At 40.5% G+C, this 15,328-nt stretch carries 12 protein-coding genes and 1 riboswitch; of the genes, 2 read left to right on the top strand and 10 right to left on the bottom strand.

Going from position 1 to position 15,328, the window contains the following annotated elements:
• Positions 1–6: 6 nt before the first annotated feature.
• From H5187_RS02010 to H5187_RS02000, 3 genes are all read right to left on the bottom strand, one after another.
• Positions 7–573: a chitin-binding protein gene (locus tag H5187_RS02010; protein WP_149982251.1), complete on the bottom strand. Its 567-nt coding sequence runs from the start codon at positions 571–573 to the stop codon at positions 7–9.
• A 119-nt stretch (positions 574–692) separates the two neighbouring features.
• Positions 693–785, bottom strand: a riboswitch (cyclic di-GMP riboswitch).
• A 135-nt stretch (positions 786–920) separates the two neighbouring features.
• Positions 921–4,091 (bottom strand): efflux RND transporter permease subunit, encoded by a 3,171-nt coding sequence (locus tag H5187_RS02005; protein WP_149982252.1) that lies wholly within the window; start codon positions 4,089–4,091, stop codon positions 921–923.
• Between the two features lie 15 nt (positions 4,092–4,106).
• Positions 4,107–5,285 (bottom strand): efflux RND transporter periplasmic adaptor subunit, encoded by a 1,179-nt coding sequence (locus H5187_RS02000; RefSeq protein ID WP_149982253.1) that lies wholly within the window; start codon positions 5,283–5,285, stop codon positions 4,107–4,109.
• Between the two features lie 333 nt (positions 5,286–5,618).
• On the opposite strand from H5187_RS02000, the gene H5187_RS01995 reads away from it, so the two are divergent.
• A complete protein-coding gene (locus H5187_RS01995; protein ID WP_182717521.1) occupies positions 5,619–5,861 on the top strand; it encodes a hypothetical protein in 243 nt (80 codons plus the stop codon).
• A 59-nt stretch (positions 5,862–5,920) separates the two neighbouring features.
• On the opposite strand, the gene H5187_RS01990 is transcribed toward H5187_RS01995, so the two are convergent.
• The 4 genes from H5187_RS01990 to H5187_RS01975 all read right to left on the bottom strand — a co-directional run bounded on the left by H5187_RS01990 (position 5,921) and on the right by H5187_RS01975 (position 8,733).
• On the bottom strand, positions 5,921–6,709 hold the full coding sequence (locus H5187_RS01990) for a PhzF family phenazine biosynthesis protein (protein ID WP_182797500.1): 789 nt from the start codon (positions 6,707–6,709) through the stop codon (positions 5,921–5,923).
• Positions 6,710–6,727: 18 nt separating this feature from the next.
• Positions 6,728–7,213, bottom strand: a complete 486-nt coding sequence (locus H5187_RS01985) for a pilin (RefSeq protein ID WP_182717523.1) — start codon at positions 7,211–7,213, stop codon at positions 6,728–6,730.
• Entirely contained in the window at positions 7,210–8,037 is an 828-nt protein-coding gene (locus tag H5187_RS01980) for a hypothetical protein (protein WP_182797499.1), read from the bottom strand. The genes H5187_RS01985 and H5187_RS01980 overlap by 4 nt, the downstream gene beginning before the upstream one ends.
• Before the next feature lie 81 nt (positions 8,038–8,118).
• Entirely contained in the window at positions 8,119–8,733 is a 615-nt protein-coding gene (locus H5187_RS01975) for a PQ-loop repeat-containing protein (protein ID WP_149982258.1), read from the bottom strand.
• A 300-nt stretch (positions 8,734–9,033) separates the two neighbouring features.
• Here H5187_RS01975 and H5187_RS01970 point away from each other — a divergent pair, with 300 nt between their 5' ends.
• A complete protein-coding gene (locus H5187_RS01970) occupies positions 9,034–10,173 on the top strand; it encodes a PepSY domain-containing protein (protein WP_182739464.1) in 1,140 nt (379 codons plus the stop codon).
• Between the two features lie 44 nt (positions 10,174–10,217).
• On the opposite strand, the gene H5187_RS01965 is transcribed toward H5187_RS01970, so the two are convergent.
• From H5187_RS01965 to H5187_RS01955, 3 genes are all read right to left on the bottom strand, one after another.
• Positions 10,218–13,058: a PD40 domain-containing protein gene (locus H5187_RS01965; protein WP_182797517.1), complete on the bottom strand. Its 2,841-nt coding sequence runs from the start codon at positions 13,056–13,058 to the stop codon at positions 10,218–10,220.
• A 145-nt stretch (positions 13,059–13,203) separates the two neighbouring features.
• Entirely contained in the window at positions 13,204–14,739 is a 1,536-nt protein-coding gene (locus H5187_RS01960; RefSeq protein ID WP_182739465.1) for a PH domain-containing protein, read from the bottom strand.
• The gene (locus tag H5187_RS01955) at positions 14,732–15,304 is read right to left on the bottom strand and encodes a PH domain-containing protein (RefSeq protein ID WP_182739466.1); all 573 of its coding nucleotides are present in this window, start codon (positions 15,302–15,304) and stop codon (positions 14,732–14,734) included. The genes H5187_RS01960 and H5187_RS01955 overlap by 8 nt, the downstream gene beginning before the upstream one ends.
• Between the last annotated feature and the right edge of the window lie 24 nt (positions 15,305–15,328).

Here is a 15,328-nt window from a genome sequence, read left to right as displayed (position 1 = left end):
ATAGCATTAAGGGGAAACTTGCTGCCAGGCTAAATCCCAACTTTGTCCCACACCGGGCTCATAAAGTGGATTATTTTCTTCTTTCACATTGCAAAACTGGCTGAAAGGCCAAGGTTTGCATTTATAAATTAAGCCTGTTTTTGGCTGTAACACTTTTACACCCGCATTATAAACACTGCATTTTTCAGGGTAGATATAGTCATATGCAGGCTTAACGGCTTGGTAATCATCACATTTAGCAATACATTGAAAAGTTAATTCCGCACGAGTAATCCCGCAGCCTTCAAGTGCATAAATCTGGTTTGAACGATAAGCTACCACTAAACCTTGCTCAGTCATTCTTCCTGCTTCAACTAGTGGTATATGGGTATTAATATATTCCGCGACAAAACGCGGCCAATTATGTGGCTCACCTTGTTCTTCGGTGATAATTTCATATTTAAATGATAAATCGACTAGCTCTCCTTGCGTGTCATAAAAAGTCACTGTCACCATATCACCCACAAATAATTGGGTATGATGATTTAGACAACCTATTGGCATCCAATTTCCACAGGCCAATGACGTATGCATAAACAAAGCAACACCTTAAGAACATCTAATAGGTACTATCCAGTATTTATTGGATAAAAGAAATACTTTTTAACTATATTGTAGGGCTGATGACACACAGTGAGGCTAAAATTACCCTGTGCAACGGCCCCGCTATCTTAGTTTTAGCACACTAAAACCTTAGACCGGAAACTTTGCGTCCTAACCTTTCGATTAGTTTGCCAAAACAGCGTGAGTATAATGTGACATAGCTCAAAGATCAAACTAAAGAATGTAACCGCCAATAAAAACCAATACTAAGGTATATAAAAATAAAAAAGCCAATACATTACGTATTGGCTTTTAAAGTCCGTAGTAACAAATTGAAACTAACGATCTAACTGCGGCCCTTGTTTACTTTTAAATAAGAGCATAATTTCATTAAATAAAGCTTTAAACACCTTACCTACATCACTCATTATGATGTACAAACACGGCACTAATATTAACGTGATTAAGGTTGCAAACATTACTGCAAATCCAAGCGCTACAGCCATAGGTATTACAAATTTAGCCTGTAAGCTGGTTTCAAACATAATCGGCAATACGCCCGCAAAGGTCGTGATTGATGTCAGCAATATTGGTCTAAAGCGGGCACAACCGGCCTCTATCACCGCATCTTTGATAGCGATACCTTCACGGCGAGCTTGGTTAACAAAGTCGGTCATAACCAGCGAATCATTAATAACTACACCCGCTGCGGCAATGATACCAAAGCCAGACATTAAGGTTAGATCTAAGCCAAACCAATAATGCCCCCATACAGCCCCCGTCAAACTAAACGGGATCACCGACATTACAATCAAAGGTTGCGCATAGCTTTTCAAAGGTACAGCCAACAAGATATATACTAAAATCATGCCACCAAAAAAGAACATTTTTTGCTGATTAGCTTGTGATTGCTGCTCTTCAATAGCACCGCCAAGCTCTGATTTAACGCTTGGGAACTCTTCTTTTAGTTGAGGTAATAGCTTGTCTTTTACTTGTGTAATTACTTCATTTGGCTCGATCACTTCTTCATCGATATTGCCATAAACATACACAGTACGATAACCACCTTCACGGCGAATATAGCTAATGCCCGGTTTTTCAGTCAGCTCGACCACATCACCAAGTAACACTTCTTTACCTTGCGGTGTGGTGATAACTGCATGCTTGAGCGATGAAAACGCTTCACGGGTTAGTTTTGGATAACGTACCATCACCCGCACTTCTTCACCACGGCGAATAACACGCTGTGCTTCACCACCGTAAAAACTTGCGCCAACTTGATTTGCTATTGAGGCTAAGTCTAAACCGAGGTCATAAGCCACAGGTTTTAAACTCATTTGCACTTCTTTGCTGGCAGGGTCAATAGTCGAGCTAATATCAAACAAACCGTCTTGTTGTTGCAATAATTGAATAAAACGACGCCCGGCATCATTTAAAGTGTCGATATCTGAGCCATATAACAAGTAACCAAACTCACCATCACCACCACCTTGAGCATTCACATCGTCATAAATAATAAGCGACTTAACACCAGCAATGGTTGGCATCGCTTCACGCCAACGACGAGAAAGTTCAAACGCGTTATAAGGACGTAAATCCTCTTCAACTAATGGTGCGAGTATTTGCGCTTCAGTACGACCTTGGTTAAACACGAGTACATCTCTAATTAGTTTTTGACCATATTCCCGCTCAGTCTCTTTATCAACGGCAATCACCATAGCTTCGATTTCACGAATTGCTTCAATGGTTTGTATATCAGAGACATTATCATTCATCTCTAAGTTGATCTGCGGATAGTCATGCGGGATCTTCGGCATAAAACCAGTACGCACATTGTTTGATGCAATCAAGGCAAAAGTGACGATCAGTAATGAAATAAACGAGAACAGTACCGCCCAACGCCACTCTACACAACGCACTATAAAACGTCGATATGGTCCATTTACAAAACCAAAAAAGCGTTTATTAAAACGTGCTCGCCAGCTATCTGGCTTAATTGGCGGGAAGTTAGTATGGGCAATATGTGCAGGTAGAATAAGCTTTGATTCTATTAAGCTGAATATTAAACACAACATAACCACGACTGCGATCCCAAAAAAGAATGCACTTTCAGGGCCTGTCGATAACGTAAATGGCGCAAATACCGCAACTGTGGTTAACACCCCAAAGGTTGCTGGGGTTGCGACTTTTTTAGCGCCATTAACGACATTAACAACTCCACCGCCTTTTTTCTCTATTTCGGTGTAGGCGCTTTCTCCGATGACAATGGCGTCATCCACCACAATCCCTAGCACCATAATAAAGGCAAATAATGACAAGATATTAATGGTTACACCAAACAGCGGCATCATCATCATGGCGCCTAAAAAGCATACCGGCAAGCCAATCATTACCCATAGCGCAAGCTTAAAGCGTAAAAACAAAGAAAGCATAATAGCGACTAAAATTGCACCTTGGATCAGGTTATTTACCATCATATCTAAGCGAGCATTTAAGTAATAGGTCATATCCATTAATGGCTCTAAGCGGACACCCGGCGGTAAGTCTTTATTTTTTTGATCAATAAACGCTTTAACTGAATCCGCAACAGGAATAATACTTTGCTCTTCCGTCGCTTTTACTGATAAATAAACGGCATTTTCACCATTGAACTTAAAGTAACGTTCGCCTTCGGTGAATTGGTCCTTAATAATTGCAATATCTTGCAGTAAAACTTTAGCGCCGTTATCACCAATTTTTACTGGTATTTGGCGAAACTCCTCACCTGAATACAGTTGGTTTTCAACTCGTACAGAAATAACCCCAGCATCGGTTTTTAATTGTCCTGCTGAAAAGTTGGCTGAATAACGACGCACAGCATCAGCGACTTCGCTTAAGGTTAAGTTGTAACGACGTAATGTGTCTGGTTCAATCTCAATGGCAATTTCATCCAGTGGTACATCATTGACCACCAGTGATACATTTGATAGCTGTAATAGCTCATCTTCAATGCGGTTAGCTATCGGTTTGAGCTCATTCAGTGGTAGGTCGGCAACTAATGTCATGCCTATTACATCTTGGCGAAACTCTATTTGACTTATGGTGACCGGCTCCATGCCTGCGGGGAAAGTAGCGATACCATCAACCCGCAACTTAATTTTATCCAGTACATCGGTGAGCTCTGCATCAGTATTGATTTCTAACTGGGCGCTGCCGCCGTTACGAAATGCGCGGTATACACCTTTTTTAATTTCGGTAATATCTTTTAAAGATTCTTCAATCTTAACGAGGATACTTTCTTCCATCTCTTGCGGTGACGCGCCAGGGTAATTCGCATTAATTGTAATGTAATTAATTTCAATGTTCGGGAACATTTGTCGTTGGATAGTTAAAAAACTAATGATCCCCATTACTATAATGAAAACCATCATTAAATTAGCCGCTACAGAGTTATTAGCAAAGTAGGCAATAATACCAGTCTGCTTTTCAACCGTTGAGTCTGGTGTATTTGGTAGTTCAGTGTTACTCATAACGCAGTCTACCCTTTATAGTTTTTCAGTGGTTGCACTATCGAGTGCATCAACTTTTTTAACATCCTGCACACCAGCGATTTTCACTGCCATGCCTTTTTGCGGATACTCAGGTAAGGTAATAACTAATTGATCATCAGCCTCTAAGCCATCACTAATATAAAAGAACTCGCCCTCTTCGCGGATCACTTTCACTTTACGTGGCTCAAGTTGCTGCTCATCATTAACAATCCATACCATTTGGTTATTCACCAGTTCTTGCGGTAAGCGATAGATATTATTAAGCATAGTGCCAGCAAAATTGACTTGTACATAGCTGCCATATTTAATTGCCTGCTGTTTATTAACCAACCCATACGGGTCATCTATACGAACAACTAAGCTACTCATACGAGTTGCACTATCAACAATACCTAAATCACGATCAACCACAGCTTGACGCGTAAACCCATGTAAACCGGTTTTTATTACCGTTGCAGTAATTCCTTTAACTCGCTCAGGTAAAAACACACTGTCAAAGCCAGCGATCGGAATAATCACTTCGGCTGTTTCAATATTATTTAACTCACCGATTTGTGTGCCCATATTTATATACTGGCCTACACCAATATCGCGACTTACAACCAGTGCATCATAAGGAGCTGTTACTTCGCAATTATCTAAATCACGTTGCGCACGCTTTAATCGTGCTTGCGCTGACTTAACCGATGCTTGCGCGCTAAGCACTTGTGGCTCACGTAAAAACAATGCAGTACGCTCTTTACCAGGAAAGCGCTTTACTTCATCCGCCGCAACTTGTGCTTGTGCTTGCTCTTCGATTAACTGTGATTTTGCTTGAGCAAGTTCAGCTTGGGCTTGTAATAGCGCCGCTTCATAGTTATCTTTCTCAATAGTAAATAAGGTTTCGCCACGAGCAACAATACCACCAGCAACAAAGTGAGGATGCCAACTAACAACCTCACCCGACACCTGCGCTGATAAACGCGTGCTTTCAAGTGGCTTAACTTCGCCATAGCTATTAATAATCACTTGATGATCGTTGGCAGCTACAGGCTCAACTTTTACAACCGGCCGAGTGTCGACTATTTCTTTTTTTTCTGGCTCTTGGGCAATCGCATTAATTCCCACAAAGCCAACAATTCCTAAGCCAAGCGCGACAAATGGAAGTGTCCATTTCAATATCGTTGTTCGCATAATCAGTCCCCTAAATATTTTACTAAAGCCATAATAACAGAGCTGAATGAAACATTAACGTGACATTTGTAAGGAACTGTTACAAAACCGTATCAAAAAGATTCAAAGTCCTTATTTAAATAACCTGAGCTTCGGATAATAAATCTATCTCCTGCGGCTGCTGTTATTTTCAAAACCGAACACCTGCGTGTTCAATATCGAACAGCTATCACTTTAGAATCACCATATAAATACTTAACAAACTGAAAATAAATAGTATTCATTTCTGGCATCAAACTTTCATTAACTACACTATCAACCTCGTAGATTTGTAGATTTGTAGATTTGTAGATTATGAATATTAATATTGAGAAAACCACAAAACTAAACAAAGTTAAAATAGCCCTCATTGTTGCCGCACTCATACTGCTAGCAAGCATCAGCTATTTTGCGGTGCAACCTGCTGTGCCGCAGCTAAATGCGAGTACGCTCAATGTGGTGACCGTCCAACAAGGTGATATTGATATTATGACGCCTGTGTATGGTCAATATGCATCACGCTATGAGCGCCTAATTAGTGCCCCTGCAGTTAGCTAACACAGCGCATGGCGCGCAAATCACCATTAAACTACCGCAAGGTAGCAATTAAATAGTCATTATAAATATATGGTGCCCTGCATATAGCGCACAGCATGGCCAGTTACAGTAATTGTGTGCGCAGCAACTTCACAATGCAGATGTCCGCCACGGCTAGAAGCTTGATAAGCACTTAACGAGGTTTTACCTAACTCTTTAGCCCAATAAGGCGCAAGACCGGTATGAATTGAGCCGGTAACGTAATCTTCATCACCGCCATTAGCAGGCCAAAAATAACGTGAAATAAAGTCGTATTTTGCGCTTGGTGCGGTTGCAACTACATCTAGCGGAAACAATGTTTTAAGCAGCGCAGAGTCTGTTTTAAGATCTAGCACATCTTGCTCACTATCATAAATAGCAAAGTAAGCTTGTTGGTTTTTCAACACCTTAACGGGTTGTATAGACAAGCCAGCAAATAGCTCAGAGGGTATTTCTGTTGTGACAAAAGGAGTTTGTTTTGGAAAAGTCATGGCAAAGCTGCCATCGCTATTTTTATTAATAACTAACTCACCGACTGCAGCAGCTTGAAAACGAATTTGCGATAAATTGTGCTGTTCGCACAACACAAATGCCGCAGCGAGTGTAGCATGTCCGCAAAAGTCTATTTCCATTAATGGTGAAAACCAACGGATAGCGTAGCTGCCATCAGCTTGACGACAAGTAAACGCGGTTTCGGATACGTTATTTTCTGCGCCAATGTTTAGCATCAGCTCATTATCAAGCCAATTATCTAAATCAATAACCGCTGCATAGTTGCCTTTAAATAATTCGTTAGTAAAAGCGTCTACTTGATGGATAGTCAGTTGCATTCATTTACCTATAATATTTTAATATTTAAGTTCTTTACACGATGACGGCAAAATATCTTTGGGTACGGTGGTTTTATTTTCACCCATTGCTTGCATACCTGCGACTGGCTGATCGTAGCCACATAACCAAGCTATAGGGCTACCCGGACTACCCGTGACCACAGCTGGCCGAAATGTTAATATCGTCCCCTGCAAAGGCACTGACGCTTTATTACCAAGGCTAATATGAATAGCCCCAACATCAACGACAATACCAGTTACTCGATTGCCAATTAAAAACTTACTCGCAGGTATACCGGCTTCCTCATTGTTTGATGGAAATCGTCCTTGCTCTAAATAAAAAGTCGTTACATCTTCTCGTATAACGGCAGCCATTGCTAAGGGGTCTACAAGCTCACTGCGCTGTATATATTTACTGTATTGTGGCAATGCCACAGAAGCTAGAATGCCTATGATAGCAATCACAACCATTAGCTCAATTAGGGTAAATCCTTTATTTTTCATATGATCTCTCCCAATGCGAAGATAGGCCGATAAGCCTCTTTCAAAAATAATGCAATCGCAATAACTAAAGTAATCGTGAAAATAGTAATGAGTTTATTCAAATACCTTTTAGCATCTTGATTAAACACCGCCAGCTTTTGCTTTATTAAAAGCACAAATTCTTTACTAATATCTAAGCCATGTAACTGACAACTTTGTAAATGCTCAACCTCAGGGAAGCTAATACTTTCACTTGCCCCGTTTACAGGAAATTCAAGTATTACAATTAGCTCGCTGTGTTGCTGGCGAATTTTTTTGGGGATAATAAAATCGATACAACTTGATGATGGTTCTGCTTTTAGTAGATTGCCTATTTGGCTTAGGCGTATAACACTGAGCAAAATTAATGAAAGAAGCATTCCTTGTAGAGATACAAATATATACCAAAATTGTGCCACATCACTAAGCGAGTTATTTAATTGAGCATGATAGTCACTCAATACAGCTGAAAAGGAAGGTATAACAAAAACCTGATAAATCAGACTAATGATAATAAAAGCAGTAAAAATAAATACCAGATAGCTTAATCTGCTCCCGTATTTAAAGCCGTTAGTACTAATTGCATTTGGTAATTGTTCATAACATAACGCAAGTCTTTGCTGCTCGTGTTCACAACGGTTATCAATAAGCTGTGCTGATAATTTTGTAGCTAATTGACTACTGTGCTGCCCAGCTTTATAAACCCGTAAATGCTCGGCACTGCTTAGTTGCTTTTTCTGTGCAGGTGTAAGGTTACTTAATGGCGAAAATAATCGACATAAGTAACCTAGTTGATTCCAATTCATACCTTATCCCTTTTATCTCGATAAGGTAATTTGCCATAAAAACAGTAACTTTGGAATCGCTTGTTTTTAAAACAAACAATTCTATATTATTGCAGGGCGCATTTTATAATATTGAATACAACCAAGTTGCGCAGCATTAGTCAGTAAGATCATCACAAATGTTAAAAGATGCGAAGTACTTGGTGCTGCCATCGCTAATTCTGCAAATAAACCACACACACCAGCAATAAACTGTAAGCTAAAATAACGAGCACTTAAGTTGCTTATATCTCCGCTGCGCAGCGTTTTATAGGTTTGCGGCATGACTCGCACCGAACTCATTATTAAGCCAACAAAAGTAAGCCAAGTAAGTACATTAGCAGTCTCTAGCTGTGGGTTTACTAGCAGTAAAAACGGTAATAGTGAAAAACCTAACATAGCGGCCAACTGAGTTCGCTCTCTAGTTTTGGCGTTATATCGAGCAAAATAATACAAGATTAAGCCACTTAAACACCCGGTCACCACAAACGGTAGTACCATGTAGTAACGTTCAAAAAAGAGATTAAATGCAATAAAATAAATACTTTGCGCCACCCCAAAGGTCATCATTAATAATGACAACCCCGATACACTGCGGTTTTTACGAATTTTATTTAGTAATGGTAAAAAGCTAAACACTAAAATAAATGATGATAAAATAGGCAGGTAATGCGCCAAAGTAGACCTCGTTCGTTAGTAATTGATTAATAAGTTAGCAACTTATAAACAAAACAATAAGTCAGTGTAAACCACTGTTTTTATATGCTTTATGTAAGGCGCGGCATTGTAAAGGTCCTATAAAAACAAGCAACCATTTGTACAAAATAAACTCACTACTCCTGCGGCAAGTTAACCTTACAGTTTCCATGTTTCGACTGACACTTTGCCGTTAGTAAGCAAACATCTCATCGCATAGAATTGAAATAACATTGATAATTGTTATCATGCAACGAATTAATTTTGACGACTCTTTGCCTTATGAGAAAAACACTTTTTAAAATACACAGTTGGATTGCGCTTTGTGCTTTGATTCCACTTATTGTGATCAGTCTAACTGGCAGCGTATTAGTGTTTAAAAGTGAAATTGATGGCTTACTCATGCCAGATAGTCACTTTGTCGTTGATAGTCACGCAGAACGCAAACCCATTGATAAATTAATAGCGGTTGCTGAGCATGAATTTCCTAGCTATGTAGTAGGTAGTTGGGAAATATTTAATGATGATACTGCTGATCGGGTTTATTTAATCGAACGCGGTACCGACACTTGGTATAAATTTCATATCAATCAATATTCTGGCGAAATACTCTCGCAGCCAGTTAGCACTAGTCACTACTTCACAGATTGGTTTTTAGAACTGCATTACACATTTTTGCTAAACGATTTAAAAACTCTACCTGGTCAAACAGGCACCGTCCTTGGGTTCTTTTTTGCAATCTTTCTATTTATCCTCGGCGTTACAGGCTTAATAATTTATCGTAAATTTTGGCAACGTTTATTTTCAGTACGCTTCAAGGCGACGCTGCAAATTGTACTAAGCGATATTCATAAAATGACAGGGGTACTTGGCTCACCCATTATTTTAATTTTGGCGATCACTGGCGGCTACTTTAATTGGGCTGTGTGGTATCACGAAGTAGTCGAACACGCAGAAGAACAGCATTTTATACTCACCAAAAACTTACATAGCGATACCATTAACTTTCAAGCCATTCTGGATGATAGCAAAAAACAAATCCCGACATTTAATGGTACTTTTTTAGTTATGCCACTGGAGCCTGACGAAAACATTACGCTATTTGGTGAAGTTGATAGCAACAATCCACTGGCAAGCGAATACGCCAACACCATTACTTATGATAAAAAAACCGGTGAACATATAGCTAACTGGGATATTCGCGAAGTCGGCATTGGTTGGAAAGTAATTGATAGCTTTAGAAAATTACACTTTGGTTATTTTGCCGGTTTACTCAGTAAAATCTTATGGTGCGTGATTGGCCTAAGCCCAGTATGGCTTGCAGGCACTGGTTTTTACTTGTGGCTTAGCCGCCGTAACCGTAAAAAACAATCACAAAGAAATCGCGAGCAAAGGCGAACAGCGACAGCATTAAATACTTAACTTAGACAAAGCGATAGAAGAGGCTCCTTGGAGCCTCCATTAATTTACAACGAATAATAAAACCCGAGCCAGCCTCTAAGCTCATCATCAAAGCTGTCGCCTTCGACTCTGACTAGGCCAAAATCAAGTTTCACATCATTGAGGCCTGCAGGGCCTAAGCCAAAACTAAAGGGGCCTTGCCATTTCACACCATAGCTTTGCCCGTATACCTGTTGGTCAATCTGATGCTGTTGATAGTACAACCATGGCATGCCTTCTGCCCAGCTAATACCTCCACCATAACCTTGATAGCGTTTGCCAATAGCGCTGTAAAAGGGCAGTTCAGGTGCAAAAACAAGGTCACTGCGAATATTTTTTGATAACAACGAAGAGCTAAAACCACCTAATCGCAACTCACTATCATCTCTATATTGCTGGCTATAATTAGCATACATCGGGATTGCCAGCGCTTTACCAAATAGCTGCGCAGCAACATCATAGCCCTGCCAATTCTGCGTGTCGCTATCGCCACTATACCAACGCGCATCAATCGCTTGGCCAATGGCATAATCTTGTCTGTCATAGCTCCAAGATTGCTTCAAGCCGACTCTAAGCCACTGTGAACTCTGCTCTTGCTTGATATTTGCATCATCTATCTCTGAGTAGTTATAAGCCAGTTCTGGCTGTACTTTAAACTCTCCAAAGCTCAGTGGCAGGCTGGCAGCAATATAGCCGCCTTGCACTGACTGATCAGCCAACAGGCCATGCTGATATTGCTTGCTAGCATTCAAATCATAAGAAAATAACTGGCTGTCAAACTTGATTGCAAGCGCACTGTAACGTGCTTGGGCATAAATGCCTTGCAGTGCAGTGTCATGTAAATCAACACTGTAGCCCAGCTGCCAATCTAATTGCTTGAGTAAATCGCTGCCTTTAATACTCGCTGAAAATAATGCCGCAGAGGCTGAATGATATTGTTCACCTAACGCAAAAGTGGCTTTTTGCTGCCAAATATCGTAGTGCGTTTGCTCACCAATGGGTTGTTGATATATTTGAGCTTTTGGCAAGGTGTGCTCATTCACAAGCAACAAAGGCGCAATACTGTTAGTTGCAAAATCGGTGATTTCTTCTTCGTTATTATTTACCTGTAGCTGCATAATGTCAGGGCCATCACTACTGATTGAAAAATACAGTAAATCCCCGTCAGATAATGCGAGTGGATTAGCAACCGCTTGTTGACCTTGAGTCAGCTTGAACAAACGTTGTGTAGTTAAATCATAACGGTAGATATCCGTTGCCTGAGCTAATCCTGCAACAAAATAAAGCTGCTTGCCATCCGCACTCCAACTTGGTTGTGATAAGTATTGATATCCCTTAGGCATTGGTACAGCAATTGATTTTTGTCCATCAATATCTTGTATATACAATTGCCAATTATGATTAAACTCAGTTTTAAGAAAGGCGAGTTGCTGTTGATCGGGGCTAACTACAGGATAATCGTAAACCGTTGCTAGACTTTTTTCGAATAATGGTTGAGCTTGACCGGTTTGTAAATCAACTCGCACTAACTCTGAGTAACCTCCTTTAACCTGTTCTCCATAAAGTGTTTGCCCATTATCTGCAATACTAAAGCGCCGCAGGCCAGCTAAATCAGTTAGTTTGGTAACTTCACCGGTTTGCGTATCCCAGCTAAATATATCTGATATACGCTGATTATCAATATTATCTACGTTGCTGTAGGCTGAAAAATACAACACGTCGTCATTTAGCCATTGTGGGTTTTGAATACCCGCACGGTTGATTTGATTCAAGACTTGCTTTTGCTTACGTTGAAACACCTTGGGTGGTTTATCAGCAACATCTTTAGGATCATCAGCGAGTAGCTCTTGTTGCTCTTGGTTAAACTCTTCTGCAGCTTTGAGGTTATCCTCAGTACTGTAGAGTTTTAACTGAGTCTTGCAGTCTTGATCACGCTCCACCACTGCAAGTTGCTCGCTATTTGGTGATAAAGCAGGACCACTAGCATAGTGATCTAACGCCAACCAAAGCTCACTAGTAAGTGACTGTTCACTTCTTTCTTTACTCATTGCTTGATAGGTATACTCAGCAATAAAACGTCGATACAACTTACTCGCAGAGTCACCAAAGACCCCTTCGAATGCGTCATCAAATTCGCGTTGCTTAACCCCTTGCATACGCGTCCAAACAGCATCAAGGGTTTGCTCTGAATAGTTTTTCTCTAGCCAAGCTAAAAATCGGGCGCCCATTAAATACGCCATAGAGCCAGCCATAAAGCCACCATCTGTACTATTCAACTGATCATAGCGGGGCAATGCACCTTGCTGAGCAAATTCGATTAAAATCGCCTCGCTGTAGTTATCAAATAACCGACCACGCCCCGTCATTTTCGATTCAAGTAATGTTGCGTAACCCTCTGCCACCCAGCGAGGCATCTCGCTGTGTTTTATATCGTATAAATCCCAAATATTCCTGAGCTCTTGACGCCATTTACTGCGGGTAGGTTGTGCTAAATGCACTAGATGAATATATTCGTGCAGTACCAGTAATTGCTGCCAACCACTATTATTTGAGATCACTGTATCTGACTGCGGTGGTGTAGTAAAAAGCGCCATCAATGGCTTATTTGAAACCGGTAATGCAAAACCATTAGCGGCATTGAGTGGATCAAACACCACCACATCAACCGCTTCATCTAAAGCACGGTTTTGTTGCTCAAGCACTTTGCTGCGGACGATTTCTAATTCATTGGCCGCAGAGCGTGCCCAATCTGCATTTTCTTGACTGTAATGAACATTAAAGTGTTCGGTATGAATAGTTTGCCATTGCACGGCGGCCTGTGTATGTGTGGCTAATAATAACGAAGTAGCGAGTAAGGTTTTTTTCATCATGTTCCCTGATCTCTTATTTTAAACCCATTATTGTCATAACTTAGTCTAAAAAGAGAGCATAAAAATGTAAGAAAACGTGAGTTACCGCTATTACGCTTTATAACCTAATAAAATACCATCCTAAGAACTTGAAAGCGGTGAATTACATCCAACTTCGTTGATCAGATTCAGCTTGGCAGAGAATAAAGTCGATAATTTCATCGGCTTGCTCTGCTTTGATATAAGGCATAGTCGCTGTGCCCGCAGCGAGTTGTATAGACAAGCTCTTCAAACCACTTTTTCGCATAAAATAAGTGCTTACTGCGCGCGTGCTTTGCGCTTTATATAGTTCAAACACTCGATAATGCACACTTATCATGCCACTGCGAAACACTGCGTAATATCGCCCTTGATATTGATAAAAATAATAACCGTATCGTCGATATGATAAGTACACCAAGGAACTTAGTAATACAGCACAAAGCAGGCCATATACCGGGCTGTAACCTTGTCCTGCATAGCCCATAAATGCAATTAAAGCGCTCGGTAACAAAGCATAAAAGCATAGATTTTTGATCAGTAACGCTTTTTCGACACCTTTAAAGTTGAGTGCTTTAAAATCATCACTGGTTAAATTAAGCCAAGGATGTACCCACTGACAAACTTGTTTTACTTGCTCAAGTGAAAGCACTGGCATCACTAAGCTTTGTTTGCTCTTTGCGCCCGCGCTAAAGCCGCCGCTGGTTGCTTGCAAGCACTGCACGGTATAACGTTTAAGTAGTCGTGCAATTAGGTTTTGCTTAATCAGCAGCGATTGTACTTTATCAAGACTCACCGACAACTGATGACGCTCTAATAATCCAGCAATGCGTTTAAATTTTCCGGCCTGAAAGTAAAGCTGAAAATTATAAAAGCGGATTAATGACATTAATACCGATAATAAAACGGCAACCAACACAACAAGCACAAGTATTGAAAACACAGCGAGTGCTGCAGCATCAACCAACACGCCCACTTCTTGCTGATAGAATGATTCTAGGCGATTGATCACCGCTTTTTCTAAAAACTCCAGCACAACATTCATAAAAGGTGCAAGCGCTGCTAATGCCAAAATAGCCATATTCGACATCAAGCCAAATTTTGCAACTTCTTTATTGCTCAGCAGCAAACATTGTTGTGGTTCGTTGGTATGTGTATCTTCAGGTTGCTGCTTAGCTGCAGTTTGTTGTTGGGTTTCTTTATAAGCCAATACTCGCTCGCGCATTTGCTCTGCATATAGCGATGTAACCCCGGGTAATACAGCCTCTTGGCTAGTGCTGCCAGCGGCATCAAAAATACAGTTAACCAAACCCAGAGGCTTAAAATAAAACGGTTCGGCAATATTAACATTCTGCACTCGCAAAAAGTTCAAGGTTAAACGCTCTTTTTTAAACACCCCTTTATTAAGTAATATTTCATGCTCATCAGTAATGCAAAAGCGAAAATTAATATAGTAAAAAAATGAATAAATTAACAAGCTAATAATCGCTACCGCTAATGCAACTTGCCCCCAAAACCACTTATTTTCAACTTGCGTAACAAACACAACCATAATAGGTAGTAAGTTAAATACACCGTCTTTGACAAATCGGAAAGCAAAATGCACGATAAAATAAACCAGTGACCAAGACGAAACACGCTGCCATTTCAAATTATCCATTTAACGACTCATCAGTAGCTAATACACTATCACCGGCTTGATTGCTGGTATTGTTAGATACTTGTTTTGCTTCAGTGTACTTTTGAATATACTGACGGATATTTTTACAATCATCATGACTTAAGCCACTAATGTTGAGATCGGCGCTCATTCCGCCAGCACTATACAAACGCAAGCTAGCCAAGCCCAGTTTTCGCTCCAAAGGGCCACGATGTATTTCTGTGTGCTGCACTCGTGAGAAAGGTAAAATCGTCACCTGCTGCCAAATAACGCCTTTGCGATAAGCTATATCATGCTCACGCATAGCAATTCCTTTAAGTCGCATACTGACAACGTTATAAGCTAGCGATAAAGCTAAAATAATTGGTAAACCAATCAGTAAGCTCGTTTGTGCCAGTGCTGCAAACTCCTGATTAAAAAAGCAAACAGCGCCTAATATTGCAGTTAATGGTAGATAAAACAGCAGCCAGTTAAGCTGAGCGTGCAGCAACGCTTTATCTGCCAGTGGCTTATATACTATTTGTTGATGTTGGGGTAAGACGTCCAGTTGGTGGTTTTCGAACACTTTTTTTCCTTAACAAGCCAACGA

It is taken from the genome of Pseudoalteromonas sp. SG44-1 (assembly GCF_014164315.1).
GTDB classification, from domain to species: domain Bacteria; phylum Pseudomonadota; class Gammaproteobacteria; order Enterobacterales; family Alteromonadaceae; genus Pseudoalteromonas; species Pseudoalteromonas rhizosphaerae.
Note: the sequence above shows the minus strand (reverse complement) of the source record. Positions and strands in the feature narration are given on the sequence as shown.

Excerpts from the sequence above, each read along its gene's own strand:
- H5187_RS01990 (WP_182797500.1), bottom strand. The coding sequence starts at position 6,709 with ATGCAACTGACTATCCATCAAGTAGACGCTTTTACTAACGAATTATTT.
- H5187_RS01980 (WP_182797499.1), bottom strand. The coding sequence starts at position 8,037 with ATGAATTGGAATCAACTAGGTTACTTATGTCGATTATTTTCGCCATTA.
- H5187_RS01965 (WP_182797517.1), bottom strand. The coding sequence starts at position 13,058 with ATGAAAAAAACCTTACTCGCTACTTCGTTATTATTAGCCACACATACA.
- H5187_RS01970 (WP_182739464.1), top strand. The coding sequence starts at position 9,034 with ATGAGAAAAACACTTTTTAAAATACACAGTTGGATTGCGCTTTGTGCT.
- H5187_RS02005 (WP_149982252.1), bottom strand. The coding sequence starts at position 4,091 with ATGAGTAACACTGAACTACCAAATACACCAGACTCAACGGTTGAAAAG.
- H5187_RS01985 (WP_182717523.1), bottom strand. The coding sequence starts at position 7,213 with ATGAAAAATAAAGGATTTACCCTAATTGAGCTAATGGTTGTGATTGCT.
- H5187_RS01995 (WP_182717521.1), top strand. The coding sequence starts at position 5,619 with ATGAATATTAATATTGAGAAAACCACAAAACTAAACAAAGTTAAAATA.
- H5187_RS02010 (WP_149982251.1), bottom strand. The coding sequence starts at position 573 with ATGCATACGTCATTGGCCTGTGGAAATTGGATGCCAATAGGTTGTCTA.
- H5187_RS02000 (WP_149982253.1), bottom strand. The coding sequence starts at position 5,285 with ATGCGAACAACGATATTGAAATGGACACTTCCATTTGTCGCGCTTGGC.
- H5187_RS01960 (WP_182739465.1), bottom strand. The coding sequence starts at position 14,739 with ATGGATAATTTGAAATGGCAGCGTGTTTCGTCTTGGTCACTGGTTTAT.